The sequence below is a fragment of the Paenibacillus sp. EKM10P genome (assembly GCF_011800655.1).
GTDB classification, from domain to species: Bacteria; Bacillota; Bacilli; order Paenibacillales; family Paenibacillaceae; genus Paenibacillus; species Paenibacillus polymyxa.
The window spans coordinates 483,563-509,105 of record NZ_JAALET010000001.1 but is presented as its reverse complement, the minus strand read 5'-3'; the positions used below and the strand labels follow the sequence as shown (position 1 = coordinate 509,105).

Genomic DNA, 25,543 nt, shown 5'->3' with positions numbered 1-25,543 from the left:
CTCATATCCTTTCCGCCCGTTTTCAATCATTTAGCTCCATTATGAGGCTGCTTTTCGCGTCCCGTCAATGCAAATGAGCTTTTGTACATGGCTCACTTGGGTTACAATAGGGGGAGGCACACATAAAATACACAGTTTGTATATACGGAGGAATGGACATGCTGTTCATCGACAACCAGGGCATACACGATCCAGCCATTAATCTTGCTATTGAGGAATACGCGCTCAAGCATTTACCGCTGGACGACAGCTATCTGCTGTTTTACATTAATCAGCCTTCTATTATTATAGGCAAGCATCAAAACACCGTTGAAGAAATCAATGCTGAGTTTGTGAGAGACAACAATATTCAAGTCGTTCGTCGCCTGTCCGGCGGCGGGGCTGTATATCATGATCTCGGTAACTTAAATTTCAGCTTCATTACCAAGGATAACGGGGAGTCCTTTCATAATTTCCTCAAATTTACGCAACCTGTGATTGACGCCCTCCACCAAATGGGAGTAGAAGCCGAAATGACGGGACGCAACGATCTGCAAGTCGGAGAACGTAAAATTTCAGGAAATGCTCAATTTGCCACACGTGGACGTATGTTCAGCCATGGTACATTGATGTTCAACCTGAATCTGGACAATGTGGCTGCATCGCTGCACGCCAATCCCGAAAAATTCAAATCCAAAAGCACAAAATCCGTCCGTAGCCGCGTGGCTAACATCAGCGAACTGATGGACCGTGAGATGACCATAGAACAATTTCGCGAGGAACTGCTGCGGTCCATCTTTGGTTCAGAATTGGATCAGGTGCCTCAATATAAGCTCACCGATGCGGATTGGGCTAAAATCCATGAAATTTCCAAAGAACGCTATCAATCGTGGGATTGGAACTATGGTCTATCCCCTGAGAGCAATATCAAGCACACACGTAAATTCCCGGTCGGTATTATAGATATCCGCATGGATCTGAAGGAAGGCTACATCCGTGATATTAAAATCTACGGGGATTTCTTCGGTGTAGGTGATGTCGCTGATATTGAAAATATCCTGCGTGGCAAGCGTTATGATGAAGGTGAGGTCCGTCAAGCCTTATCCTCTCTCGATTTGAAGCATTACTTTGGTAATATTGAACTGGACGACTTTGTTGGACTTGTATTTCTGGAAGACTAAGCGTTACTTTTTTCCATGGTTTCAAGCCAATACTTCAGTGGTTATAAGGGGACAGGCTCTTATGGGCGTCGTCCCTTTTTCAATGCGATATTGTCATTTTGAATATTATAAGATACAATTTTAATATTGCCCCATGATAGAGATAAAGGAGAGAATACCGATATGTATAAATTAATTGCCATTGATATTGATGATACTCTCATTAATGACCAGAAAGAAGTTACTCCAGCGACACAACAGGCATTGGAAGCTGCTGTAGCTAAAGGTGTGGTGGTTACTCTCGCTACTGGACGAGCTTATGCCTCCGCGCACAAAATTGCACGCCAAACGGGGTTGAACGTACCGATCATTACGTACCAAGGAGCTTTGGTTAAAAACCTGCTGGACGAAAACGTGCTGTATGAGCGTTATGTTCCACTCGTAGCTGCACGTCGTCTGTATGAATTCTGCGTGGAACGCAATCTGCATTTGCAAACGTATATAGATGACAAATTGTACACTCGTGAAGATAATCAAAAAATTAAAGATTACACCGAGCTGAACAACACGGAATATTTTGTAGAGCCTGTGTTCAGTAAAGTTATAGAGCAACCAGCTCCTAAATTGCTGATTATCGACGAGCCGGAAGTGTTGGACGAATTAATTCCCGAACTTCGCGAATTGCTTGGCAGTGAAGTGCATATTACAAAATCCAAGCCTCATTTCCTGGAAATTATGCATCATGAAGGCACCAAGGGCCACGCTCTTGCCTTCCTTGCAAACCATTTTGGCTGTGATCTGTCGGAGACCATTGCGATCGGCGACTCTTGGAATGACCATGAAATGCTGGAATGTGCCGGTCTTGGCATAGCGATGGAGAATGCGATTCCTGATTTAAAAAAGCTGGCTGATTACATTACTCGCAGTAATAACGAAGACGGTGTAAAGCATGCCATCGACAAATTTGTACTCAATATTGAATAAGCAGAAACTGACTGTACCCATAATACTTAAATAAAGTATTACAACAACAAAGCCTCCAAACGCCGCATGTTTAGTAATATACGGCAGTTTGGAGGCTTTTTCTATCATATTACATCATATTCTAACAACTTCGAAATATCAGGCAGCAGAGCGTACTTTGCGTCTGTTCACCAGACGGATGATTCCGTTATTCATACACATCAACCCGGTCACAATGAGCAGCACCCCTGCCAGCATCCACCAGCTTACATGTTCTCCATACAAAAAAGCACCCAGGCCTACAGCAATTGGTGGTGAAATGTAGAGCCATGTGGTCGGAAACAATGGATTCGTACGCGCCATAAGCCAGTAAAATAGTGTTTGCGCAATCATGGAGCCAAACAGGATCAAATAAAACAGAGAGCCTATGGCAGGCAGCAGATTCCATCCCTCAGAATTCCAAGGCTCAGTGAAAGCCGACAGTACTAGCAGCATCCAACCACCATGGAACATTTGAGCTGCATTTAAGGCAATCGGATTCGTATCACGAAATGCATCCATAACTCGCTTGGAATACAGGGCTCCACCCGAATAGCATAGCTCACCCAGCAAAATGGCTATGCAACCTGCCAACCACAGGCCGCTGATTTGAACCGCTAAGCCGGGCAATACCACCAGCACGACCCCGAGAAAGCTGATTATACAGCCCATGAGCGTAATTCTCGTCGTTTTTTGCCGCAGTATTGCAGACTGCATCAGTACAATCATCATCGGTCCGGTGGCTGACAAAATAGCGCCGATCCCCGAGCTGACATATTGCTCTGCCCAATACAGTGTTGAGAATGTGCCGAAGGTCGTTCCCGTGCCAATCAGCAGCATTTCCTTACTCCATAACAACGACCACCGAACCTTTCCCGACAGCCTCATCGCAATAAACAAGATCGCCCCTGCTGTCATAAAACGTGCTCCTGCCGATAAGAACGGCGGAAGTCCGGCCTCCACTCCCACTTTGATAGCCAAAAATGTGGTGCCAAAAATAAGACACATAACTGTAAAGGCGATGCCAATCATGATACTTCCCTCTCCCTTCTGTTACTCACAAGCATACAAGGAGACATACAGAACAGATGGGCAACCACAGAACAGTTGTATACGTTTTTGAAGTGCTGTATAGTACAATACACACAAAGGAGCGTGGACAGCATGGGCAAGGTTAACAGCGAATTATTGTTTTCAACAGAAAATAACTCGGCCGATCCGAGCTTAAAGCTGTATGAGCAGGTCGTCCATTACGTAAATGTGCGGATTGAGCGCGGGGACTGGCCAGCAGACGTTAAATTGCCGTCGGTGCGAAGTCTGGCTCAGGAGCTGGGTGTGCATCGGTTAACCGTATTCCGGGCATATCAGGAGTTAAAGCAACAAGGACGCATCTATGTAAAAGATAAATCGGGATATTACGCTCATGCTTCCCATGCAGCAGAATTGGGAATATGTACTGCCTATTCGGAACGATCATCCACAAAGCGGATCTTCCAATCGGAATCCACTTACATGGCAGACGACCCGTCTGTTTCCGTCTGGAGGGGGCTGGATGGACTCACCCAGGTTCATGCCGTGAACGCAGACTTCCAATTTTCCAAGGCCCTGATTGATCCCTCTCTCCTGCCTAACCGATACTGGAGAGAATTAATGATGCAGGTGTTTGAAAAGCATCCAAAAATCGCAGCTACCTATTCTTCTGTACAAGGAGACGCTGAGCTTCGTGATGCCATGGCGCAGCATTTTAGCACAGATAAGCATTTTGCAGTATCAACGGACGAAGTACTGATTACCTCCGGCGCACAGCAAGCCATCGATTTGGTTTCCCGATCTCTGATCCGTACAGGAGACCGTGTATTAATCGAACGTCCGGTCTATGGTCCCGCCATGGAAATATTCCGTAGACAAGGCGCCCGCCTAACTGTAACTGATATACGGCCAGAAGGTTATGATATGGATCAGATTGAATGGTGCCTGAAAACGGAAAAACCGCGTCTCTTTTATGTGAATCCGACCTTTCACAATCCGACCGGCTTTACGATCCCCGATGAGCAGCGCAAACGTCTGCCCGAACTGGCCGAGCGCTACGGCTGTCTTATTGTCGAGGATGACAGCACCTATGATATCAGCTTTGGGCAAAAGCCGCCTTCTCCGATTTTCTCCTATGATATCTCGGGGAGCGTCGTCTATATTCGCAGCTACAGCAAATATGTCGCACCCGGTCTGCGAATCGCAGCCGTAACCTGTAGGCCTCAGCTCATGGACAGTCTACTGAGCGTCAAAGCGCTAGTGGACAACGGATCGCCGCTGCTGAATCAAAAGCTGTTTTTACAATACTTTCAATCCCCACGTATGCAGCAGCATATTAAAAAGCTATGTATTGCGCTCCAGATTCGTAAGGAAACGATGGAGACCAGTCTCCGCGATTCCGGCTGGACATGGACCAGCCCGGCGGGAGGACTCAACCTGTGGCTCCAGCTACCTTCTACGATACAACCTAATGAGCTGCTTGCCAAAAGTATACAAGAGTCCGTTTCCTTTGTCCCAGGCAATGTATTTGATCCCATCGGTGCAGAGGGTAAAACGCATATACGGTTGTCCTATTCTTACGCCAATGAGCTGCAAATTAAAGAAGGGATCTCCACACTTCTACGCATCAGTCGAACGATGTAAAGGTAAAACCATCGTTATTCTAACGGCAAACTCATGCCTGTATGTGCCAAACTGATCCCTTCCAGCAACCCGTAGTTGTATGTGATATCCACATCATGGGACATATGTGTAAACACCGTGCTTCCGGGCTTCAGTCTTCCTACAAGTTCCTGAGCCTCCAGCATGTCATATACTGAGCGGGTGGTATACTCCGCTTCCTCATGGTAAAAGCTCGTCCCCAGCACGAGTAAATTCAGATTATGTAAAGGTAAAATTTCCGCCTCATTCAGTCCAATCGAATCCGAACAGTAGGCCCATGAGAAGCCGTCTTTTTCCAAACGATATGCGTAAGCATATCCGTTCTTCCCGTGATTCACACGCCATCCTCGGATGTTCCACCCGCCAAGTTGGACTCCCTGATCTACTGGAATAAGATCCAGGTTTCCAGGGAGCCAGGAAAATTGACGTAAGATCGTGTCGATCACTTCCTGTGGAGCGAACAAGCGCCCTCTATTACCGGTCCAGCGACAGGCATCCGCCCATTCTGGCAATCCTCCAATATGATCAAAATGTGCATGTGTCACGAGGATCGTAGGGATAAAACGCAAACTGCGCAATTCTAACTGTCTACGCCAGTCGGGGCCACAATCAATCATAAAATCCTCTGTCTCGCTTTCGATCAGCACAGACGATCTCAACCTTACATTCGTTCCTATCGTGCGGGCCTCTGTGCACACGAGACAATCACAATATACACGCGGAACCCCCATTGCATCCCCTGTGCCAAGAAAAATAAGCCGATTCATGATTTAACTCCTATCTATCTGGGTGTTTTTACTACTATTATAACGAACATATCAAGTCTGCGTAAATCACCCCAGCGACCAACGACAAAAGGGCATGTCCAAAGCCGTAAAACAGGCCAGACACCCCCCTTATATGTGATCGTTTTATTTTCAAATGATGATAGGCATCGGGTCTTCCTTCAGGCGATTTTCCACCATCCAGCTGGATTCCTCATTATATAGATAGGCCCGATGCACCAACACTCGCACCTGCTGACCAGGTTCCAGCGTAGACTTCTCCAATGAACGGTATGTCATGAGACGCTGGTCCCCAACCTGTACTTCAACCATCCATTCACTCCCGCGAAAATGTAAATGCTTCACAATGCCTTCCTCGGTCGCCGACAGCAACGCAAATTCCTCACTAGGTCCGACATCAATGTACTCCGGACGAATCAAGGCACGTGTTCCCACTCCGGCAGCTTCCTCAAAGCCTCTGAGACTACCCGCCTGTTCAATCACCGTGGATTCCCCAATAAAAGAAGCCACAAACGGGGTCCCCGGTTTTTTATAGATATCCCAAGGCGTTCCCTTCTGCTCCAGTCGACCTTGATTAATCACCATAATTTCATCGGCTACTTCAATCGCCTCATCCTGATCATGGGTGACGAAAATGGAGGTAATACCCACCCTCTCAATCAACTCTCGCAACCAGGTACGCAACTCCTGACGAATCTTGGCGTCAATAGCCGCAAATGGTTCATCCAGCAGCAGTAGTTGAGGCTCCGGTGCCAAAGCACGCGCGAAAGCAACCCGTTGTCGCTGTCCACCTGACAATTGATGCGGATAACGATGCTCAAAGCCTTTGAGCCCCGTGAGTTCGACCAGCTCAGTGACCCTTTCCTTGATGCGGGCTTTGGAGCTTTTTTTCACTTTCAAACCAAAGGCAATATTGTCGTACACGCTCATATGCTTGAACAAAGCATAGTTTTGAAATACAAATCCGATTCCACGCTCCTGTGGTGCCAGCTCGTTTACCCTTTTTCCATGAAAGTGAATCTCTCCTGCATCCGGTTGCTCCAGCCCTGCCAAAATACGAAGAATGGAGGTTTTTCCCCCGCCGCTTGGACCGAGCAAACCAATAAGATGGCCCGTCTGAATATCAAAAGATACGTCCTTTACCGCATGAAAATTACCGAAATGCTTGTTTAACCCTCTTACTTCCACATGCATATCCGTACACTTCCTTTCCGCTTCTGGACCAGTTCAGGAACAGCAGCAGCTTTGCTTACCACAAAGCACGCACCTCATTCGAAAGCATTCAATTATTCCAATAAACTTACTTTGTTTTTCTTATGTGATACTTTATCAAAGGAAAGTAATTTTCGTCAACTCTATATATTATCTTGAGAATGAAAAGGGTAAAGTAATACTTAGAAGGGAGATGGATTTATGTTGCATACTTTCGAATTATCTACTACACGGCGAGATGAAATGCGTGATATTACACGCGAAGTTGCAGCACTCATTGAAAAAAGCGGGGTGCAGCAAGGAACAGCTCTGATTTATTGTCCACACACGACTGCTGGCATCGCCATTAATGAAAATGCCGACCCAGACGTCAAACATGATGTCATTTTAAGGCTGGATGAGGTTTATCCCTGGGAACATCCCCAATATCGCCATATGGAGGGAAATACGGCGTCCCACCTTAAATCCATTACAACAGGCCCCTCACAAACGGTTATCATTCATGATGGAAAGCTGTTGCTTGGACGATGGCAGGGACTTTATTTTTGTGAATTCGACGGCCCACGCAGACGTCAATACCATGTAAAAATTATGAAGGGCTGACGGAGGCATGCAAAAAAAAACAGACGATGATGTTCCCCCGCTGGATACACCATCGTCTGTTAAATTCTTAGTCGCTTTCGCAAAGTACCGTAATGATAAGTCACCGTCATGAAGTGCAAACACCCAAAAAAGCGCCCTACATGTTCATGGCTGAAGCGTGTGAATGCAGGTACGCTCATAGTTGTCTGCACAGCAGCTTTACATGTGCTAAAGCAGCGGGCCTGATCTCTTCAAATGTTAAACCGTCCTGAATATAAAATGACACGAAGCCATGCATGGATAAAAACAGACTTTTCGGTACTCTTGAGCATTCTTCCTCCGAATGTCCCTGACCACTTAATTCCTGGCGAATCATAGACGCAAATAATTCCACACAACGGTTTTGCTCTGTACGACAGTATGCAAATAGTTCTTCATCATGCATCATGAACATAATTTCGTACTGATATGGATTTTCCAAGCCAAAACGGATATATTCCAACATCAGGTACTCCAATCTGCTCAAGCCATCATCAGGCGTGCCTGTTGCTGCTTGCAGTAGAATCCCACGCAATGTATTGAAATCTTCAATCACAATGGCATAGAACAGTTCAGCCTTCTCTTTAAAATGATAGTATAACGAACCATGACTGTAACCCAGATGCTGGCCAATGCTGCGCATTGAAATCGCACGGTAGCCTTTGGTGATAAATAAGTGCCTGGCCGCTTCCAGAATCCGCCCTCTTGACAACTCCTGTTCTACTGCTCTTCTAGCCATATTATTTATTCCCCTTCAATAAAGTAAAGCTGCTCTCCCTCCGACACAAGCGATTGTCCTTGTGTCAAGTCGGTTATCCAGTTGCAGAAGGATTCCGCATCACCAGCCAGCGGCAGACAGGTTAAGGTAACTTTATCCGTAAACATCGTTTCTCCAGTACGGATACTGCGATTACGTAATTCATTTTCCACTTTGCCCAACCAAGTATAATCCAACTCCACAAAAACTTCACGATGCAGCACACGCGTAATCGCATCCCCTGCTTCAATAGCTGCAACAGCACCATCTGAGTATGCACGAATCAGTCCGCCTGCTCCCAGCAAAATTCCACCAAAGTATCGAGTAACCACAATAGCGACATTTTTCAGCTTCTGATTGCGGATTACCTCCAAAATAGGCTTACCAGCCGTCCCACTCGGTTCTCCGTCATCCGATTGCTTTTGGATTTCATCTCTTTCCCCAATCATATAAGCCGAACAATTATGGGTAGCGTTCCAATGCTCTTTTTTGATGCGTTCTATAAAAGCAACTGCTTCTTCCTCATTTTGAACAGGCTGAATATGGCCGATAAAACGGGATTTTCGGATTACAATTTCCTTGTTGCCAGCACCGCGTACGGTTCGGTATTGTTCCAACATACACGTATAACCTTCCTTACTTCATTTTACAAGAAAGCAGTTCCCCGCTTCTGGCAGCTGGTGAACTGCTTTCCTGTACTTAATTGATGCTATACACTATAACGCTTCTGACCGAAAACCCTGTTTCGAATCAGAGATTATAGCTCCCTTATTCAGACAATCTTGCTTCAAGCTCAGCTTTTTCTTTTTCGAAGCCCGGTTTGCCAAGCAGCGCAAACATGTTCTTTTTGTAAGCTTCGACGCCGGGTTGATCGAACGGATTTACGCCCAACAGGTAGCCGCTGATGCCGCAAGCCTTTTCGAAGAAATAAGCAAGGTAGCCAAAAGAGTAAGGGCTCAAGTCAGGAATATTTACAATCAGGTTCGGTACTTGTCCGTCTGTGTGAGCCAGCAATGTACCTTGGAATGCTTTTTTGTTTACAAAATCCACCGTTTTGCCTGCCAGAAAATTCAGTCCATCCAGATCATCCTCATCTGCTTCGATGGTGATGTGACTAGGTACATTTTCTACTTGGATTACCGTTTCGAAAATGTTACGGCTACCTTCCTGAATGAATTGTCCCATAGAGTGCAGGTCTGTCGAGAAGTCAACAGAAGCAGGATAAATGCCTTTATAATCCTTACCTTCGCTTTCTCCGTACAGCTGTTTCCACCACTCGGATACGAAATGCAAAGACGGCTCATAGTTTACGAGAATTTCAATTGCTTTACCTTTGCGGTACAAAGCGTTACGAACGGCTGCATATTGGTAAGCCTCGTTCTCAGCTACATTCGGGTTGCTGTATTCTTTGGAAGCGTCTGCTGCACCTTGCATCATTTCCTCAATGTTGATGCCTGCTGTAGCAATCGGCAACAAGCCTACTGCTGTCAGCACGGAGTAACGGCCACCCACATCATCAGGAATAATGAAGGATTCATAGCCTTCCTCGTTAGCGAGCTTTTTCAGAGCACCACGTTCTTTATCCGTTGTAGCGTAAATACGTTTGCGCGCTTCTTCTTTACCATATTTTTTCTCAAGAGCCGCACGGAATACGCGGAAAGCGATAGCTGGCTCGGTTGTTGTACCTGATTTGGAGATGACATTCACAGAGAAGTCTTTTCCTTCAATCAGTTCCAACAGATGATTCACATATGTAGAGCTGATGTTGTTGCCTGCAAAATAGATAGCTGGACCCTTGCGTTGGTCTTTAGGCAGCGCATTGTAGAAAGAATGCGACAGCATTTCAATCGCAGCACGTGCTCCAAGGTAAGAACCGCCAATACCGATTACAATCAATACCTCGGAATCGCTTTGAATTTTAGCAGCAGCCTTTTGGATGCGCGCAAATTCTTCTTTATCATAATTGGTAGGCAGGTCAATCCAACCCAAGAAATCGGAACCTACACCTGTTTGATTGTGCAGTTGCTCATGAGCCAACTTGATGGGCTCTGCAAAATAATCAATTTCGTGCTGCCCTACAAAGGAGAGCGCTTTAGTGTAATCAAAAATAACTTTTTTAGACATGTTTGGAACCTCCTGTTTGGTATTACTAAGACCATGAATACGAACATAAGGACTTAGGAATAGGATACTTTAATTTGCTGAGCCTGACAAGCTTGCGTTACCTGTGTGTCCTGTGCCTCGACAGACCCTGCTGTAGATAGGGTAGCATGCCCATGCTACAATGAACTGAGAGCAATCTGTTTCAATATTCAATTCAAGCCGAACTCGCATCTGCATCGGACGGCAACTTCCAACAAGAAAGGTGATTAGCAATGAAAAACATCGGATTTATCGGACTGGGCACGATGGGCGCCCCGATGGCATCCAATCTGCTAAAGCAGGGATTCGGAGTCACAGTTTATAATCGTACCGCTTCGCGCTGCGAGCCCTTGGTAGAGCAAGGCGCACGTGCAGCTTCAACCCCTCGTGAAGCGGCCGAAGGGCAGCACCTGGTCATTACCATGGTCAGCGATGATCAATCAATACGTGACGTGTATTACGGTCAGGACGGTGTGTTTGCTGGTCTTACGGCTGGTATGACCGTGATGGACAACAGCACAATTTCACCTGAGCTGGTCAAACAATTGGCCGTCGAAGCGGACAAGCTGGGCTGCTCCTTCATTGATGCCCCCGTAACAGGCAGCAAGCCTGCCGCTGTAGATGGAACACTCGTGTTCATGGTCGGCGGTCATGCAGAAACGATTGCGGCACAATCAGATGTTTTTGATACCTTGGGCAAAAAGGTGCTCCATATGGGACCAAATGGTAGCGGGGCCGTGGCCAAGCTCGCTCACAATACGATGGTCGGTATAAATAACCTCGCTCTGGCTGAAGGCTTTGCCATCGCAGCTAAATCCGGCATTCCAGCAGACAGCTTCCTAGAATTGGTACAGCTCGGATCGGCAGGTAGCAAGGCCGCTGACCTGAAAGGGCGCAAAATCATCGAGCATGATTTTAGCAACCAATTCTCACTTGCCCTGATGCTCAAGGATTTGAAGCTCGCTGCCTCACTAACAGACAGCCTGTCCATCCCTACGCCTATGTTGTCCATTGCCAAAAGCTTGTTTCAAGCCGGACAAACACAAGGCTATGGCGACGAGGATCTATCTGCTGTTGTAAAGACATACGAAGCATGGATTGGCCGCACCATTGGTGGTCAGCCTCTTGAGTAAGCTGTACTTTTCTTTGTAACCATGCTGCTGTGTGTTTGTATTTATAACACAGCTTTAGGGTAAGAACACTCGGCTTGTAGCTTGAGTGCTCTTACCCTTTTCAGCTCATTATTCCGGATAAGAACAGCAATAATCCGTTACACTTCGTACTTCTAGCTTGAAGGAAGACTTCGCAGGTACATGGAAGGTCGATGTGCCATGTATCTCCAGCCATTCCTCAGTACCTGGAAGCATCACTCTCAGGTCCCCTGCCAAAATCTCCATAATCTCACGGGAATCCGTACCGAACTCGTATGTTCCCGGCAACATAATCCCCAGTGTTACCTTACTACCATCACCTAGGATAACTGTGCGGCTTGTAACCTGACCATCGTAATAAACATTTGCTTTTTTAACTACGCTTACTCCATCGAACTGTGTCATTCGTTATCCCCTCATCTGCTCTCAATGGTGAATGAATATGGTGCATCATAACATAATTTGGATTCCAGCTTCAGTATGAAAATACACACTGTATCTGCGTACTCTATCCACTGATAATTCAAAGACATTTTATCGCAAAAAACAAATGTATGAAACAAACAGCCGTAAGCCTTACTCAGGTTACGACTGTTTGTGATACATGGATTGCCACAGCAGGTAAGTCGTTTGCCAGCAATACACGATCATTGCTTTATGGACAAACTCTTTCTAATTGCTGATGCTCCAATGTTTTATTTCAACAAAGCTTTGACACGGCTAACAACATTCTCTACTGTAAAGCCGTATTCCTTAATTACACGGTCACCAGGTGCGGATGCGCCAAATGTGCTGATACCGAGAATGTCGCCTTGGTCGCCAACATATTTTTCCCATCCCAGTGGATACGCCATTTCTACAGCCAAACGAGCTTTAACTTCAGGCAGCAGAACGGAATCTTTGTAAGCTTTGTCTTGTTTTTCGAACAGATCCCAGCTTGGGAAGCTGATAACGCGTACTTGAATACCTTCTTCTGCCAGTGCTTCCTGTGCTTTAACAGCCAGTTGTACTTCGGAGCCTGTAGCCAGAATTTGAGCAACCGGTTTGCCGTCTGCTGCATCTGCAACCACATAAGCACCGCGTTTGATACCTTCGCGTGCATGCTCAGCAGTAGCAGCCAGGATTGGCAGGTTTTGACGAGTCAATACCAGTGCAACCGGGTTTTTCTTGTTTTCCAGCGTGTAAGCCCAAGCAGCAGAAGTTTCATTACCATCAGCCGGACGAATGACTGTTAGGTTCGGGATAATACGCAGAGAAGCCAATTGTTCGATCGGCTCATGAGTCGGACCATCTTCACCAACAGCAATACTGTCGTGAGTCAGAACGTAGGTTACAGGCAATCCCATCAGAGCTGCCAGACGAACGGCTGGACGCAGATAATCTGTAAATACGAAGAATGTACCGCCGAATACTTTTACGCCTTGGTGCAACGCCATACCGTTCATCGCAGCAGCCATACCGAACTCGCGGATACCGAAGTAAATGTTACGACCAGCGTAGTCTTCTGGCGTAAAGTTCGTCAGGTTGTTCAAGTGTGTCATTGTGGAGCTTTCCAAGTCAGCAGATCCGCCTGTCAGGAAAGGAACGTTTGGAGCCAATCCGTTCAGTGCATTACCAGAAGCTACACGAGTTGAAACCGCTTTGTCTTCTGTAGAGTATTTCGGAAGGTCACGATCCCAACCTTCTGGAAGATCGCCGTTTACAGCAGTTTCAAACTGAGCTGCCAAATCAGGGTGAGCCGCTTTGTATTTCGCAAATTGTTCATCCCATGCTTTGTTAGCTGCGATACCGCGCTCTTTTACTTTAGCAAAGTGCTCGCGAACCTCTTGTGGTACATGGAAATCCTCTTCGTATACCCATTTGTAGAATTCTTTAGTCAGTTTAGCTTCTTCTGATCCCAGCGGGGAACCATGAGTACCACCGTGTCCGCCTTTACCTTGTTTGTTCGGGCTTCCGTAACCAATGACTGTTTTTACTTCAATCAACGTAGGACGTGTCGAATCGGCTTGTGCTTCTTCAATTGCTTTTTGGATCGCTGGAAGATCATTACCATCTTCTACGCGCAACACTTGCCAGTTGTATGCTTCAAAGCGTTTGGCAACACTTTCGGAAGAGGACAGATTAAGCTTGCCATCCAGTGTAATATCATTGGAATCGAACAATACGATCAGCTTACCCAGTTGAAGGCGACCAGCCAGCGAAGCGGCTTCATGCGAAATACCTTCCATTAGATCGCCATCGCCGCAAATAGCATATGTGAAGTGATCCACAACTTTAAAGTCATCTTTATTATATGTTGCACCCAGTTGTGCTTCTGCCATAGCCATACCTACGGACATTGCCAAGCCTTGTCCCAGAGGTCCAGTTGTAGCATCTACACCAGCAGTGTGTCCAAACTCAGGGTGACCCGGTGTAAGGCTGCCCCATTGACGGAATTGCTTCAGCTCTTCCATAGGTAGATCATATCCGCTCAGGTGAAGAAGGCTGTATAGCAACATAGAACCGTGTCCTGCAGACAGTACAAAACGGTCACGGTTCACCCATGTTGGGTGATTTGGGTTATGGTTCATTGTTTTAGCAAAAAGTTGGTAGCCCATTGGCGCGGAGCCCATCGGCATACCAGGGTGTCCCGAATTCGCTTTCTCGATGGCATCAATTGCCAACGTACGGATCGTTGTGATGGACAAATTGTCAATGGTGGAGTTTTCATCCTTTTGAATCGCTTGATTCTGGTCAGTCATGGTTTGCCTCCTCATATTGTATAAAGTATGTCAATTGCATTCCGTCATACTCTCCAATGCTCCCGTCCGATATAGAAACAGGGCTATCGAAGTGAGTGAATCTGCTTGAATGTTTCAATATGACTTATACATTCTTAAGTATTGTACCATTTGCCGTGAAAGTTTGCCAGATCGTTTATAAAGATGATTGTCGAAATGGTCGAATTGTAGTACAGCCCTCATATCAATATACCCGTTATGTATTAACATCATTTAAAAAATAAAGAAATCGCAAAAAAAATTTTATAGGTTCCAGATATAATGCAAATACCTACCCCACACAAAAAAACAAAGCCCATTATGCAATGGGCTTTGTTTAATCTGACATGTAAACTCACAAGTTTTCATGAATTTGAAATTGTTAAGTTCAATTAAAAACGACCGTTTTGTTCTCATGAACCAATATACGATCCTCTGTATGCCACTTCACGGCTCTTGCCAGCACGACCCGTTCAATCGTGCGACCGATCCGTTTTAGCTCATTTACATCATCTCCGTGGCTCACCCGCTGCACGTCCTGCTCAATGATCGGACCACCATCCAATTCCTCGGTTACATAATGCGCAGTAGCACCAATAATTTTCACACCGCGATTATAAGCTTGGGCATACGGCTTGCCACCCACGAATGCAGGTAAAAAGGAATGATGGATATTGATAATCCGGTTGCGGTAATGCTCAATAAACTTAGGCGAAATAATCTGCATATACCGGGCCAAAATGATCACGTCAATCTCTTCGCCAATGACCTCTAGCTGACGACGCTCTGCCTCTGGCTTCGTGTCGGCTGTCACTGGTATATGGTGATACGGAATGCCAAAGGATTCCACATACTCCTTCATATCCGGATGATTACTAACCACCAGTGAAATATCCGCATCCAGGTCCCCTGCCTGCCACTGCCACAGCAATTCTACCAAACAGTGATCTTCTTTGGAAACGAAAATAGCCAATTTTTTCTTGCGGCTGACCGCAGAAATCGTCCACTCCATACGGAATTGCTCGGCAACAGCGACAAAGTCCTGCTCCAATTGCGACTGAGCTGCACTCAAATTAGGCAAATCAAATTCAATCCGCATAAAAAACATACCGCCGGACGGGTCCATTGTATATTGGTCAGATTGGACGATATTGGCCCCATGCTCGTACAAAAAGCGGGACACGGTCGCTACAATACCTGGCCCATCTGGACAAGATACAAGCATGCGCGCACGGTTTTCATGTGTAGATACAGTGCTGTTTGGCTGATGTTTTACGTGAATTTCCATGTGGCTATTAGTCCCCCTTATCTTATACTGTCACAGGCAGATGACTACCGGCAAACCAGGCAATCAACCGTTGATTAATGTGTTCTTCGCTCATCTCTGGAAAGAGTGCTGCTTCCATTATCATGTCATACAGACGCTCCAGCGGCTCACGTGGATCTGCTTTTCTTGCTTTAGCATCATTTTTCAGCAGAGTCCAGGTATCCAGTACAAATTCACGGACATCCACATCCTGTTTTTTGAAAAATGAATGCAACTGTTCCACCTGACTCAAAAACTCATCTCCAAAGCGTTCCTTTACATTTCCGCGAAGCAAGGCAATCTCAACCTCATACATTGGTCGTTGAGTTTTGGCTTCTTTCCCGATCCACGGCGTCTCCAAAATAAACGGACGTCCCTGAAGTGCTTCATGATGTACCACGTTATGAATAGTCTGATAACCAATCCAACCCGATCCAATCGGCGTATGGCGGTCTTTATGAGCGCCAACCGGGTTTTTGCTGTCATTAATGTGAACAACTGCGATGCGATCCAAGCCGACAATACGGTCAAATTGCTCCAGTACACCGTCCAAATCATTGACAATGTCATAACCCGCATCATGAATGTGACAGGTATCCATACAAACCGTTAGACGCTCGTTGCGCTCTACTTTATCTATAATGGAGGCAATTTCCTCAAAGCTACGACCCATTTCTGTGCCCTTGCCTGCCATCGTTTCAAGTGCAATATTGACATCTGTCTCCTTCACACCGTTCAGTACCTCGTTCAAACCATCAGCAATGCGTCCAATTCCGTACTCTGCATCTTTATCTGTAAAAGCCCCCGGATGCAGCACGATATTTTTCACACCAATCGCATGTGTGCGCCGAATTTCCTCCTGTAGAAAACTGACTGCAAGCTCATAGGTATTTTCTTTGTAGGAACCGAGATTGATGATATATGGAGCATGCACCACGATATCTTCCATTCCCTTTTCCGCCATTAGCTGCTTGCCTTCCTCTAAATACATGGACTCCATTGGCTTACGGCGCGTGTTTTGAGGTGCCCCCGTGTATATCATAAACGAGCTGGACCCGTAAGAAGACGCTTCTTTTGTAGCGCTGAGCAGACCCTTGTCCGAGAAGGACACATGAGAACCAATTTTCAGCATGATTTTGATTCATCCCCCTATCCTGTTATGCTTGTCTTATTTTAATTTAATCATTTTAACGTGATTATTGAAATCAAACAACATAGCGTTTATGGCAACTTTTTTAAATGACTCCCTTTATGGAACATACAGACATAGCACACATCAGAGTAGATGTTATTGAAATGTAGGTAGAATAAAGCGTGAATGGATCTTCTTAGCGTACACAGATATGTTCAATATGAAGCTTTTGTATCAAAAAGGGTTATATTTTATAACAGAACTATTTTTTCGAATTGGAAGGAGAACTGACTCCATGAACATCATCGTATGCGGAGGAACTGGATTGGTGGGGAGTGCGCTGGTCAAAAGCTTGCTAGATGACGGATATACGGTGAAAGTCATTACCCGCAAGCCGCTGGTTGGACACGAAGCGAGCCCCCGCTTGCAATATATGAGCTGGAACGAATTAAAACAAAAGCCTGAATTACTAGAAGGTACAGATACGGTCGTTAATTTAGCAGGTGAGACGCTGAATCAGCGCTGGACGGACAAGTCCAAACAAAGAATTCTTCAATCACGACTGCTTTCCGTTGCCCGGTTGGCTCAAGCGTTGAATGCTCTGCAAAAGAAACCGGAAGTTATCATTCAGGCTTCGGCTGTTGCCGCCTATGGTACCTCCTTGACCGAAACATTTGACGAAAAAAGTCCGCGCCGTTCGGAAGATTTTCTGTCTCAGGTGGTTGAGCAATGGGAGGAAGCTGCCAACGCCTACCCTGCCGATGTCCGTCTAATTAAGTTACGCATCAGCCTTGTGCTGGATAGAAAAAAAGGAGCATTCCCACTCATGAAGATGCCTTACGTCTTCGGATTCGGTGGAAAAATAGGTAGCGGCCATCAATGGATGAGTTGGATTCATATTGCCGATATCGTTCGTCTGATCTCGTATTGCATTCATACACCAGAGATTTCCGGGGCAGTGAACGCTTCATCACCACATCCTATGACGAACGGCCAATTTGGGAAAACAGTAGCTAAGGTATATCGTCGTCCACACTGGTTTCCCGTTCCTGGCTTTCTAGTTCAAAAGCTATTGGGTGAGATGAGCACGCTTGTATTAGACGGTCAAAAAGTAATACCGCGTAAAGCGCTGGAGCACGGATTTAAGTTTAAGTATTCTTCACTGAAGGAGGCGCTAGAGGAACTTCATTCTCCTTACAAGCAGCGTTGAATTAAAAAAAATGAACTCTATGGAGAATAGATAGTATTTTTGTATCTCTACTAGCTTAGGGTTCATTTTTGATTTAGACATAATCTATCAATTAAACTTGAGATCTTTGAGTTGCCTTGCTTCAGGCCTATGAATAATCTTCTATTTATAAAAAAGAAGCCCAGAATATAACAGGCCTCTTCTTAACATATATCCATTTAACGTTTACTCAAGATGCATTAGAGGATTTAAAAGAGTCCAATCGATAAGTATAAGAGACTCCAGCGATTTTAAAAGTGTCTCCATCCTGCATGGTATACTCCTTATAAGGCACCATAGGCTCTCCATTCAGCACAGTTCCGTTCGTCGAGGATAAATCCTTTACAATGTGGCTTTGCCCTCCTGTAGCTATACAAATCTCAATATGAGAACGGGAAACTCCATCCATATGCTCTACAAACTGGACCAATTGCGGATCTCTACCGATGATAAAGCTGCCTCCAATGAATTGGTCTGGCTGCAACCGTATGCGCTCGGTTTCTCCACTCCCAGGTAACTTACGATCCAAGCAAGCAATCGGCGAGTGCTGAACAGCTGGACTCTGTATGTCTTGATCTGGACGAAGCAGCACGGTTTCCTGCTTGGATACCGTATTGAGTAGCTCCGTTACCCCGGACAAGGACTTATAATAAGCCTCGCTGGTATCGCTGTCGTTCAATTCATTTCCCTGCATGGTACCTTTCCTCGAATGCTCGTGCAAGTCATAATTTGTACTTACTTTCCCTCTATCCTCCGTCGTTCGGCTTCCCATGCTTTTAGGTTCTGAGTCTGGAAAAGTCCAACGCCAGCTCTCCTGTCCTTGATCACTTGAATCGGATGATGGCTTGTCTTGATGATGGCGTCCCGCTACAAACCCAGTCAGCTTATCTACCTGATAACGGTCATTTTTTCGTTGTGCTGGAGGAGTAGTTCCTAACCATTCCGAATCCAATACAGGTACTGCTTCACTATAAAAATGAGATGAAGCTCGATTGCGCTCTAATTTCCCCGTCCAGCTTATATAAGCAACAGCGACAAGTACCGAAGTCAGCACAAATGAAATAAGCAAGGACACCGTCTCAGGATGATCCAAATAAATATAACGCCAAACAATGGCCGAAGCGAGCAGACATCCGAGAGCAATGTATGTTTTATATTTTTGTAATTTAGGCTCCGCCTGTTCATCTTCCATTTCGTTGTCGGCTCCTAACTCGACATTCTCCTCTGATTTTGTGGACTGCTTGAGTCGATTGACTCGCTTAAGCTCCTGAATTTCCTGCAGAGTCTCCCGATGTTCTTGCCCGTACGTTCTTCCTCCACGATCTGTATCGTTACCCTGTATGGTATGAGAGGAATGAACAGATGATCTACCTTTATCCTGACCGCCGACGCTCTGTTCACTGGCCGTCATCCCTTGCAACAGTAGTTCCTTCAACGCGCCCAACTCAAATTCACTTCTCTCGCATAGATCGAGTATGCGCTGTATAGATTCTCCCTCAGGGTGAGCCACACGAGTCATCAAGCGAATAACCATCTGCTTAAAATAACTACCTGTTTGTTCCGTATACTGTACACTGCACAAAGGAACATAGGTCAAACTGACGCTTTCCCTTGTACCTAAACCGCTTATAAAAATGTAATCCTCGTGCAAAATAAACTGGCGGATATTTAACATATATTGTGGGCTACGATGAAGAGCATCTACTATTTCAAAAAGAATCCGGTAGAAATCAGAAATCGACACATTCCCACCTTTCCATACTTGGGAAAGCATACGTCGCCCCGAAATATCGTAATGTAACTCGATCTGAAAATCGACTTCTTTGATTCTAAGTTCCAGTAGACCGGGAATCCGATTGCCAGTCATCATTCGGGTCTGTACAGAATTTAAATCATCGGTCTTGAGCCCGCCTTCCTTGTTTAGTATCATAAACGTTCCGCCATTACGAACAAAATCCCTACTTAAACCAAACAATTCATGACCTCCTTACAAATTCTTATTCCCTGAGGTAGCATGATCTCACGAATCGGACACGTCATGACAAGAAGTAAAGATAAGCACTGACCGCTCCCGGAATAACTGCTGTCATAAAAGGAAACCTGAGATGTGCTTCTCTCCCGCTTGTCAGCGCTTTGCCGCTGCGAAACAGGAAAAATCCTCCCAAATTAAACGCCACGCGTCGCAATCTCATGATGGTTTCCCTCCTCCATAGCAAAATCCCTATACCAATAATGCCTGCAAAAAAAATCGAATATAGAGCCGATTGCCATGCAAAAGCAGCTCCTGTCCATGCTCCAATTAAGCCGAACAGCTTTACATCTCCTGCACCAATTGCTCCCATCCAGTACAAAATCAGCATGAATCCAAAGCCGGTGCCAAGACCAGCAATAGCAAATAAAAAACCGTGCCAACCTCCGAACAGAGTATTGAACAGCAAGCCTACCGCTATGCCGGGCAATGTAAGCTTATTAGGTATTTTCATGCTTCGTAAATCTGTCACTAGCGCGATCGCCAGCAGAACTCCGCACACAATATACATCCACGTCAATGCGATCTTCCCCCTTATAACAATGAAAATTAACAGGCCTGCTAAATCATTTTTCATTGTAGTTATCTCTATACATCTATATCTAGCCTATCCATCAGTTGTCTTCTGCACAGAAAACGGAACCTCAATACGTTGGCCATCCTCCGTTTCAATTACAAAGCTCCATTGACCTGGTGTTGTGTTTGTTCCCACAAACCAGTTCCATTCAACAATCCCGTCTGCATCGGCCGAGGTCCAGCCCAAGTGCTGAGCTGTGCTTTCACCTGACTTATAGAGTACAGAAAGGGCAGCATTCGTCCCAGGTTCAACCTTGGCCTTGATCAAATTGTATACACCCTTCACAGCAGGTTCAGGCTTGACGAGCAACTGTATGGAATGCTGCGCATCCTTCTCCCCTGTTGCATCACCTGTACCTGCTCCCTCTCCTGTATCACCAATCCAAAGACGTTCCTCAGCTGCCGCTTGGAGCACAATGTTGCGATACAAAAAGGGAACCTTCATCGGCAGTTCATACGATAGCTCTACTCTAAAATAAGGGTCCTTAGTTTCTGTAAGAGAGGGTACATGTACGCTCGTTATGTGAATACGGTCATACTCCAGAATACTTTTCTCCATAAAAGGCTTTAGCATCGGCTTCAGAACAGGATCAAGTGCAGCCTCCGTCAAGCGTCCCTGTAACTCCTCCAGCGGCTTTTTGCCGCCTTGAATAGCAGTTTCTACCCAATCACCGATTGGAGGTGGCAGTTGGGCAGCGAATTGGCTTGCATATTCACTCACAGATAACTTAGGAAGTTCATCTAGCGGTTTGTGGACTGCATCTATTTTAGCGGACGCCGCCTCCACGGCTAGAGACACTGGGTAGATTTTAGCCGAAACCTGCTTAACTGTTTCTGAAGCAGTAGTCTGCAAAGCTGTGGAGACCAGTGTCATTTGGATCATATAAATGAGAAAGATAATAAAAAACAAAAACAATGGCAGCACCAATGACGCTTCTAAAACAATACTTCCTTGTTCACGCTGCTTCTGTCCACACACCTGTTGTAGATACTGATTAGTAGGAAAAATGCGCTGTTTTCGTGACATAGTACACACTTCCCTTAATACTCTCGCCTTCTTTGGAGGCGGTTCCGAGCATCTTCATTACTCCAGGTAGAAACCACAGCCTCATCCCATTCTTGACCTCACCCTTTGCATACGTCCGTCGCTCAGCGGGATTGACATCTGTATTCAAGCGAATCAAAGCAAGCATACGAGACATTTTTCGTTCATTATTGCTATGAAGCATCAGGAACAATCGCAAATGATCCTTGTAAGTCATTCGAAATTTCAGAAAGTCAGACAAAGGCACATCCCCTTTTTGTGCCAGCATGATCATATCTTCAATCGCCTTCTCTACTCCATATAACAAAGCTGCGGCCAAAACGACCAACGGGTTACCCTTTGAACTGTTTTTGACCAGTCCCTCCATCGTTCGAATGGCAAGCCTCATAGCAAAAATTTCCCCATAGGCAGATGCCAGGTTACCTGTCGGATTATGAAACCCATACAAAATGTACTCAACTTCCTGATTATTCACCTCCAACTGGTCCCCTAAAATCTGTGCAGCATTACCCACATTTCCACCTGATCCAGCCAAATTGCCAAATCGGCTGAAATCCACATGATGGAAGTAAGAAAGCGCATATTCATTCTGGTAAAACTCGTCTCCCAGTTGAGTCAGTAAGTTGGATGCCGCCTCGTATAGACCATCCATACTATCCATGGAATCCCCCGCTGCATCATAGGTGTCATAGGACAAATCAGCGGATACAGATGGACTGGATGAAGACTGATTAAAAGAAATACTTTCATTGTAATACTGCTCCACCACTCGGAATTGCTCAGCACTTTGTTTACCTTTAGAAAGAACCTCAATGATCCGATAAGCTTGCTTGAGCTTGTTTTTCGCCTCTTTTTCCATTTTCTTGCGTTCTTTGTCCGGTCCGCGTCGCGTATCCATTGTTCTAGCCTCACCGTCGAGAACATTGGCGGGTCCCGCCCAAGCATACGTATTTAAGTATTTATCTATCTCCTTGAGCGTTGAAGCAACTTCTTGCTTGAGCATGTCTGCATTCAAAAATGGATCTGTATAGAAAGATAGCGTACGCATCATACTCGTTACTATATTGTTAGCAGCATTTATTGCAGTCCGTTGCTTTTCGATTTCTGCTTCCCATTGCTCAAATTCATTGTTCGGAACCAACAAATCCTCTGCCCTTTGCCGGGCACTTCCTACAGACGGATCGGCGTTAGAGCCTGCTCCGCTTGGGGTGGGGGCTGCGGAAACCTCGTCATAACCTGCATTGGCCGCTCTCTGTTTATATTGGACAATGACTTTGCGCATTTCTTCATTAATTTGCCGAGCTTCATTCAAAGGTTCCTTGGCTTCCAGAAGCAGCTTATCATGCTCCGTTCCAGTCTGAACCATGACCTGTCGCAGGCGATCCAGCGCTATCCTTGCCCTTCTTGCATATTTCTCCATCTGCATGATTTTAACATCGTCCACACTCTTCTTGTTGTCCTCATATACATGCACGTAATGCTTATATTGAGCAGCAATGTCGGCTACAACTTCAAGTGGGTCCCATATATACTGATTAGGCATATATGTCCCACTCTGTTTAATAATCCGTTTACGAACCTCTTCCATATAAGCTCCTGCCTTACGCTGTTTCTCCAGCATGTCATCCAGTTTGGCCTCTCGTCTGTCGTACAGCTTTTGCAGCCGTTTCAGCAAATCTACCGTGTGTGAAGCCTCTTTCATATTTTGAGAGAGCGGCTTTAGCTTTTCTAGCACTTCCATCGTAAAATCGACAGGTGCTTTATACTTCATCTCTTCACGGATTTGCTCGTTAAATATGGCATATTTACCAAGCTCCCTTTCCATTTGCAGTGAACTGGAATCCAGCTTCATATTCATTAGCGGCAGCGTTTCCGCGCGCGCCGTACGCCGTGTACTGTCATTCAGCACTTTGACCATTATTTGTTCTCCGCCACCTTCACCATAAGCAAACAAACCGTATTCCTGCTGTAATGCCGGTTCATAAGCAGACATCACAGACCGAACCGCCGCATGGGTCAGACGTTCAGTCTGTACATGCAGTGCAGCAATTCTCGCATAATCAATAAATACAGCAATAAAACCAAACATGACCGCCAAAATCAGAATGAGGAAAACCGTGACAGCCCCTGATTCCCCGTCCTTTGTATTACGTCCCTTACCAAACACCCGCTTCCTCCTTTCCAGTTACATTCCCGTTACCTACTCCTTACTGACCGTTTTGCCCATATTGCATCAATACTTTCCCTACAATTGCCGGATCTACCTTTTCACCTGAGCCTCTCCCCATAAACTTCGCACCATAATGACGGACCAATTCCACTGTACGAATCCATTCCACAGGTTCCACCACACCCGAGCTCATTTTTCCTTGTAAATCTGTATGATCTAAAAACTGATTCAACAAAGGTACCTCCACGATTTTATTTAGCTCTGTGGTCACCTTACGGTGAATCATACTGTTCTCATATGTCATCTGTCCATGCATGCCCGCAGGCATTCTATTTTCTGCATTGGACAACTTCTGAGCAGGTAACGAGCCTCCTTCATTGCCGCCCGGTACCTGTACAGTTTCCTGATTATTGGCTCCGGCCCAGCCAAACAGGGCGCCTAACATAACATCATCCTTCAAGCGCCAATAGAGAGAATCCCGTTGCCCTTGCGCAAATGCTCCCGTACGTGGGTCCTTAAAGCTGTTATCCCAACTGTAAGCGGCTCTTTCCGAAGCAGTAGAAGCAACCTGCACCAATATAGATTTTTGATATATATACAGGCAAAAAAATAACATTATAAAAATGACCAACAGCAGAATGGGAAAGACGAGGGAAGCCTCCAAGGAGAAGCTCCCGTCCTCTTTTTGTACCAATTTGCGCAGCATTATGAATCCATAAAGTCGTTACTTTTTTTATCTGCCTTTTTCAACAGCCCTTCTACAATTTTCTTAATCTGATCTTTAAAAATAATCGCCACCGCAATCAGAATCGCAATGATCAAGATCATTTCTAACGTCCCCAAACCATCCTCATTCTTGTACAATTTACGAATACTACCTGCTACAATTGTCATCATCATTTTATTCCTCCTACATATTCATCATCATTAAAGCCGGAGCACCCACCAGCACAATGACCGTTAGCAAAATTAGTGCCATCGGGAAGACTAACTTTGAAGAAGCCTGTTCCCCTCTTGTGCGGCTAATTGAAGTCCGCTTGCTCCATAATGTCTGAGATAACTCACGTAAAGCCATTACAAAATCGCTCCCACCACGCCTCATATTCAATAAAACTGTCGTTGTAAATATCGTCACTTCTTGAATACCACAACGTTTGCTCAGATGTTCAAATGCCTGTTGAAAGGAATAGCCACTTTCCCATTCCCCCACTGTCTGCCGCAATTCCCGATACAATGGATGTACCGCATCCGCCCCTTTACGTTCCACGCAATGAAGCAAAGCCCGTTGTACCGTCTCTCCCGCACCAACTAGAAGCATCATTTTACTCAATAATTCAGGCAATTCCATTAAGATTTGCTGATCCCGCTTCTGTACTTTCCCATGTAAATCCTTGACCAGCGCAACTGGCACCAGAATACCGAGCCCCAAGCCAAGCACCAGCCCAGTCGCTTCCCCGCCCATCATAAGCGATATTAAAGCTCCACCAGCAGCCACCATATATCCGTAACCCAACATTTCTGCCAGAAAAAGTATCGTTTTTTCTCCGCTGTGGCGCATACCATACAGCTTCTGTATCGAACGCTGTAGCTTGAACATCAGCAAAGGCAGCCTATGAGTGGCACGTGAAACATGAAGCATGTGTACAAAAGGCACCGAAAGTTTTTGCAGCCGCAGTCCTTCCAGTTTCATATGGCGAAAATGTGCATACTTAGCAGCGTACATTTGGTTCAGCACCACCCAACCTCCCACTTGCAGAACCAGCATGACCAGACAAACCAACATCAACACACCCATCAC

The 25,543-nt window shown here is 45.7% G+C and carries 23 protein-coding genes; 6 read left to right on the top strand and 17 right to left on the bottom strand.

Annotation, left to right across the window (positions count from 1 at the left end; genetic code table 11):
* Positions 1 to 158 precede the first annotated feature (158 nt).
* Positions 159 to 1,160: a lipoate--protein ligase gene (gene lplA / locus HFE01_RS02260; protein WP_016820664.1), complete on the top strand. Its 1,002-nt coding sequence runs from the start codon at positions 159 to 161 to the stop codon at positions 1,158 to 1,160.
* A 162-nt stretch (positions 1,161 to 1,322) separates the two neighbouring features.
* Positions 1,323 to 2,123, top strand: coding sequence for a Cof-type HAD-IIB family hydrolase (locus HFE01_RS02255; RefSeq protein WP_019686592.1), 801 nt, complete (start codon positions 1,323 to 1,325; stop codon positions 2,121 to 2,123).
* 138 nt (positions 2,124 to 2,261) lie between these two features.
* Here HFE01_RS02255 and HFE01_RS02250 read toward each other — a convergent pair whose 3' ends face one another.
* The gene (locus HFE01_RS02250) at positions 2,262 to 3,173 is read right to left on the bottom strand and encodes a DMT family transporter (protein WP_167438215.1); all 912 of its coding nucleotides are present in this window, start codon (positions 3,171 to 3,173) and stop codon (positions 2,262 to 2,264) included.
* Positions 3,174 to 3,305: 132 nt separating this feature from the next.
* Here HFE01_RS02250 and HFE01_RS02245 point away from each other — a divergent pair, with 132 nt between their 5' ends.
* Positions 3,306 to 4,814 carry an aminotransferase-like domain-containing protein gene (locus HFE01_RS02245; protein ID WP_016820667.1) on the top strand — a complete coding sequence of 503 codons (1,509 nt, stop codon included), beginning with the start codon at positions 3,306 to 3,308 and terminating at the stop codon, positions 4,812 to 4,814.
* 14 nt (positions 4,815 to 4,828) lie between these two features.
* Here HFE01_RS02245 and HFE01_RS02240 read toward each other — a convergent pair whose 3' ends face one another.
* Both HFE01_RS02240 and HFE01_RS02235 read right to left on the bottom strand, forming a co-directional pair.
* A complete protein-coding gene (locus HFE01_RS02240) occupies positions 4,829 to 5,599 on the bottom strand; it encodes an MBL fold metallo-hydrolase (protein ID WP_019686590.1) in 771 nt (256 codons plus the stop codon).
* Positions 5,600 to 5,749: 150 nt separating this feature from the next.
* Positions 5,750 to 6,811 (bottom strand): sulfate/molybdate ABC transporter ATP-binding protein, encoded by a 1,062-nt coding sequence (locus tag HFE01_RS02235; protein WP_013369979.1) that lies wholly within the window; start codon positions 6,809 to 6,811, stop codon positions 5,750 to 5,752.
* 219 nt (positions 6,812 to 7,030) lie between these two features.
* On the opposite strand from HFE01_RS02235, the gene HFE01_RS02230 reads away from it, so the two are divergent.
* The gene (locus HFE01_RS02230) at positions 7,031 to 7,432 is read left to right on the top strand and encodes a secondary thiamine-phosphate synthase enzyme YjbQ (RefSeq protein ID WP_013369978.1); all 402 of its coding nucleotides are present in this window, start codon (positions 7,031 to 7,033) and stop codon (positions 7,430 to 7,432) included.
* 175 nt (positions 7,433 to 7,607) lie between these two features.
* Here the strand turns inward: HFE01_RS02230 and HFE01_RS02225 are convergent, their stop codons facing one another.
* The 3 genes from HFE01_RS02225 to HFE01_RS02215 all read right to left on the bottom strand — a co-directional run bounded on the left by HFE01_RS02225 (position 7,608) and on the right by HFE01_RS02215 (position 10,331).
* Positions 7,608 to 8,189, bottom strand: a complete 582-nt coding sequence (locus HFE01_RS02225; RefSeq protein WP_013369977.1) for a TetR/AcrR family transcriptional regulator — start codon at positions 8,187 to 8,189, stop codon at positions 7,608 to 7,610.
* 5 nt (positions 8,190 to 8,194) lie between these two features.
* Positions 8,195 to 8,827: a YigZ family protein gene (locus HFE01_RS02220; RefSeq protein WP_167438216.1), complete on the bottom strand. Its 633-nt coding sequence runs from the start codon at positions 8,825 to 8,827 to the stop codon at positions 8,195 to 8,197.
* Positions 8,828 to 8,975: 148 nt separating this feature from the next.
* Positions 8,976 to 10,331 (bottom strand): glucose-6-phosphate isomerase, encoded by a 1,356-nt coding sequence (locus HFE01_RS02215; RefSeq protein ID WP_013369975.1) that lies wholly within the window; start codon positions 10,329 to 10,331, stop codon positions 8,976 to 8,978.
* A 251-nt stretch (positions 10,332 to 10,582) separates the two neighbouring features.
* Here HFE01_RS02215 and HFE01_RS02210 point away from each other — a divergent pair, with 251 nt between their 5' ends.
* Positions 10,583 to 11,482 (top strand): NAD(P)-dependent oxidoreductase, encoded by a 900-nt coding sequence (locus HFE01_RS02210; protein WP_017426559.1) that lies wholly within the window; start codon positions 10,583 to 10,585, stop codon positions 11,480 to 11,482.
* A gap of 108 nt (positions 11,483 to 11,590) precedes the next feature.
* On the opposite strand, the gene ppnP is transcribed toward HFE01_RS02210, so the two are convergent.
* From ppnP to HFE01_RS02190, 4 genes are all read right to left on the bottom strand, one after another.
* Positions 11,591 to 11,905, bottom strand: coding sequence for a pyrimidine/purine nucleoside phosphorylase (gene ppnP, locus HFE01_RS02205; RefSeq protein WP_016820673.1), 315 nt, complete (start codon positions 11,903 to 11,905; stop codon positions 11,591 to 11,593).
* 290 nt (positions 11,906 to 12,195) lie between these two features.
* A complete protein-coding gene (tkt, locus tag HFE01_RS02200; RefSeq protein ID WP_016820674.1) occupies positions 12,196 to 14,241 on the bottom strand; it encodes a transketolase in 2,046 nt (681 codons plus the stop codon).
* Between the two features lie 406 nt (positions 14,242 to 14,647).
* A complete protein-coding gene (gene purU / locus HFE01_RS02195; RefSeq protein WP_025364333.1) occupies positions 14,648 to 15,547 on the bottom strand; it encodes a formyltetrahydrofolate deformylase in 900 nt (299 codons plus the stop codon).
* 22 nt (positions 15,548 to 15,569) lie between these two features.
* Positions 15,570 to 16,697 (bottom strand): deoxyribonuclease IV, encoded by a 1,128-nt coding sequence (locus HFE01_RS02190; RefSeq protein ID WP_016820676.1) that lies wholly within the window; start codon positions 16,695 to 16,697, stop codon positions 15,570 to 15,572.
* A 295-nt stretch (positions 16,698 to 16,992) separates the two neighbouring features.
* Between HFE01_RS02190 and HFE01_RS02185 the strand changes: the two genes are divergently transcribed.
* A complete protein-coding gene (locus HFE01_RS02185) occupies positions 16,993 to 17,907 on the top strand; it encodes a TIGR01777 family oxidoreductase (RefSeq protein WP_167438217.1) in 915 nt (304 codons plus the stop codon).
* A gap of 208 nt (positions 17,908 to 18,115) precedes the next feature.
* Here the strand turns inward: HFE01_RS02185 and HFE01_RS02180 are convergent, their stop codons facing one another.
* The 7 genes from HFE01_RS02180 to HFE01_RS02150 all read right to left on the bottom strand — a co-directional run bounded on the left by HFE01_RS02180 (position 18,116) and on the right by HFE01_RS02150 (position 25,540).
* A complete protein-coding gene (locus HFE01_RS02180) occupies positions 18,116 to 19,900 on the bottom strand; it encodes a DUF6382 domain-containing protein (RefSeq protein ID WP_107733979.1) in 1,785 nt (594 codons plus the stop codon).
* 61 nt (positions 19,901 to 19,961) lie between these two features.
* Complete coding sequence (locus HFE01_RS02175) at positions 19,962 to 20,474, bottom strand: A24 family peptidase (RefSeq protein ID WP_013369967.1); 513 nt, start codon at positions 20,472 to 20,474, stop codon at positions 19,962 to 19,964.
* 87 nt (positions 20,475 to 20,561) lie between these two features.
* Positions 20,562 to 21,557: a TadE/TadG family type IV pilus assembly protein gene (locus tag HFE01_RS02170; RefSeq protein ID WP_107733980.1), complete on the bottom strand. Its 996-nt coding sequence runs from the start codon at positions 21,555 to 21,557 to the stop codon at positions 20,562 to 20,564.
* On the bottom strand, positions 21,526 to 23,742 hold the full coding sequence (locus HFE01_RS02165) for a DUF5702 domain-containing protein (protein ID WP_107733981.1): 2,217 nt from the start codon (positions 23,740 to 23,742) through the stop codon (positions 21,526 to 21,528). The genes HFE01_RS02170 and HFE01_RS02165 overlap by 32 nt, the downstream gene beginning before the upstream one ends.
* Before the next feature lie 40 nt (positions 23,743 to 23,782).
* A complete protein-coding gene (locus HFE01_RS02160; protein WP_107733982.1) occupies positions 23,783 to 24,451 on the bottom strand; it encodes a TadE/TadG family type IV pilus assembly protein in 669 nt (222 codons plus the stop codon).
* On the bottom strand, positions 24,451 to 24,645 hold the full coding sequence (locus HFE01_RS02155; protein WP_016820682.1) for a Flp1 family type IVb pilin: 195 nt from the start codon (positions 24,643 to 24,645) through the stop codon (positions 24,451 to 24,453). The genes HFE01_RS02160 and HFE01_RS02155 overlap by 1 nt, the downstream gene beginning before the upstream one ends.
* A gap of 10 nt (positions 24,646 to 24,655) precedes the next feature.
* Positions 24,656 to 25,540 (bottom strand): type II secretion system F family protein, encoded by an 885-nt coding sequence (locus tag HFE01_RS02150; RefSeq protein WP_107733983.1) that lies wholly within the window; start codon positions 25,538 to 25,540, stop codon positions 24,656 to 24,658.
* Between the last annotated feature and the right edge of the window lie 3 nt (positions 25,541 to 25,543).

Bases quoted from the DNA above. Each gene is read 5' to 3' on its own strand.
- HFE01_RS02235 (WP_013369979.1), bottom strand. From the start codon at position 6,811: ATGCATGTGGAAGTAAGAGGGTTAAACAAGCATTTCGGTAATTTTCAT.
- HFE01_RS02240 (WP_019686590.1), bottom strand. From the start codon at position 5,599: ATGAATCGGCTTATTTTTCTTGGCACAGGGGATGCAATGGGGGTTCCG.
- HFE01_RS02225 (WP_013369977.1), bottom strand. From the start codon at position 8,189: ATGGCTAGAAGAGCAGTAGAACAGGAGTTGTCAAGAGGGCGGATTCTG.
- lplA (WP_016820664.1), top strand. From the start codon at position 159: ATGCTGTTCATCGACAACCAGGGCATACACGATCCAGCCATTAATCTT.
- HFE01_RS02250 (WP_167438215.1), bottom strand. From the start codon at position 3,173: ATGATTGGCATCGCCTTTACAGTTATGTGTCTTATTTTTGGCACCACA.
- HFE01_RS02170 (WP_107733980.1), bottom strand. From the start codon at position 21,557: ATGTCACGAAAACAGCGCATTTTTCCTACTAATCAGTATCTACAACAG.
- HFE01_RS02220 (WP_167438216.1), bottom strand. From the start codon at position 8,827: ATGTTGGAACAATACCGAACCGTACGCGGTGCTGGCAACAAGGAAATT.
- HFE01_RS02215 (WP_013369975.1), bottom strand. From the start codon at position 10,331: ATGTCTAAAAAAGTTATTTTTGATTACACTAAAGCGCTCTCCTTTGTA.
- tkt (WP_016820674.1), bottom strand. From the start codon at position 14,241: ATGACTGACCAGAATCAAGCGATTCAAAAGGATGAAAACTCCACCATT.
- HFE01_RS02230 (WP_013369978.1), top strand. From the start codon at position 7,031: ATGTTGCATACTTTCGAATTATCTACTACACGGCGAGATGAAATGCGT.
- HFE01_RS02150 (WP_107733983.1), bottom strand. From the start codon at position 25,540: ATGGGTGTGTTGATGTTGGTTTGTCTGGTCATGCTGGTTCTGCAAGTG.
- HFE01_RS02210 (WP_017426559.1), top strand. From the start codon at position 10,583: ATGAAAAACATCGGATTTATCGGACTGGGCACGATGGGCGCCCCGATG.
- HFE01_RS02155 (WP_016820682.1), bottom strand. From the start codon at position 24,645: ATGATGATGACAATTGTAGCAGGTAGTATTCGTAAATTGTACAAGAAT.
- HFE01_RS02190 (WP_016820676.1), bottom strand. From the start codon at position 16,697: ATGCTGAAAATTGGTTCTCATGTGTCCTTCTCGGACAAGGGTCTGCTC.
- ppnP (WP_016820673.1), bottom strand. From the start codon at position 11,905: ATGACACAGTTCGATGGAGTAAGCGTAGTTAAAAAAGCAAATGTTTAT.
- purU (WP_025364333.1), bottom strand. From the start codon at position 15,547: ATGGAAATTCACGTAAAACATCAGCCAAACAGCACTGTATCTACACAT.
- HFE01_RS02185 (WP_167438217.1), top strand. From the start codon at position 16,993: ATGAACATCATCGTATGCGGAGGAACTGGATTGGTGGGGAGTGCGCTG.
- HFE01_RS02255 (WP_019686592.1), top strand. From the start codon at position 1,323: ATGTATAAATTAATTGCCATTGATATTGATGATACTCTCATTAATGAC.
- HFE01_RS02160 (WP_107733982.1), bottom strand. From the start codon at position 24,451: ATGCTGCGCAAATTGGTACAAAAAGAGGACGGGAGCTTCTCCTTGGAG.
- HFE01_RS02245 (WP_016820667.1), top strand. From the start codon at position 3,306: ATGGGCAAGGTTAACAGCGAATTATTGTTTTCAACAGAAAATAACTCG.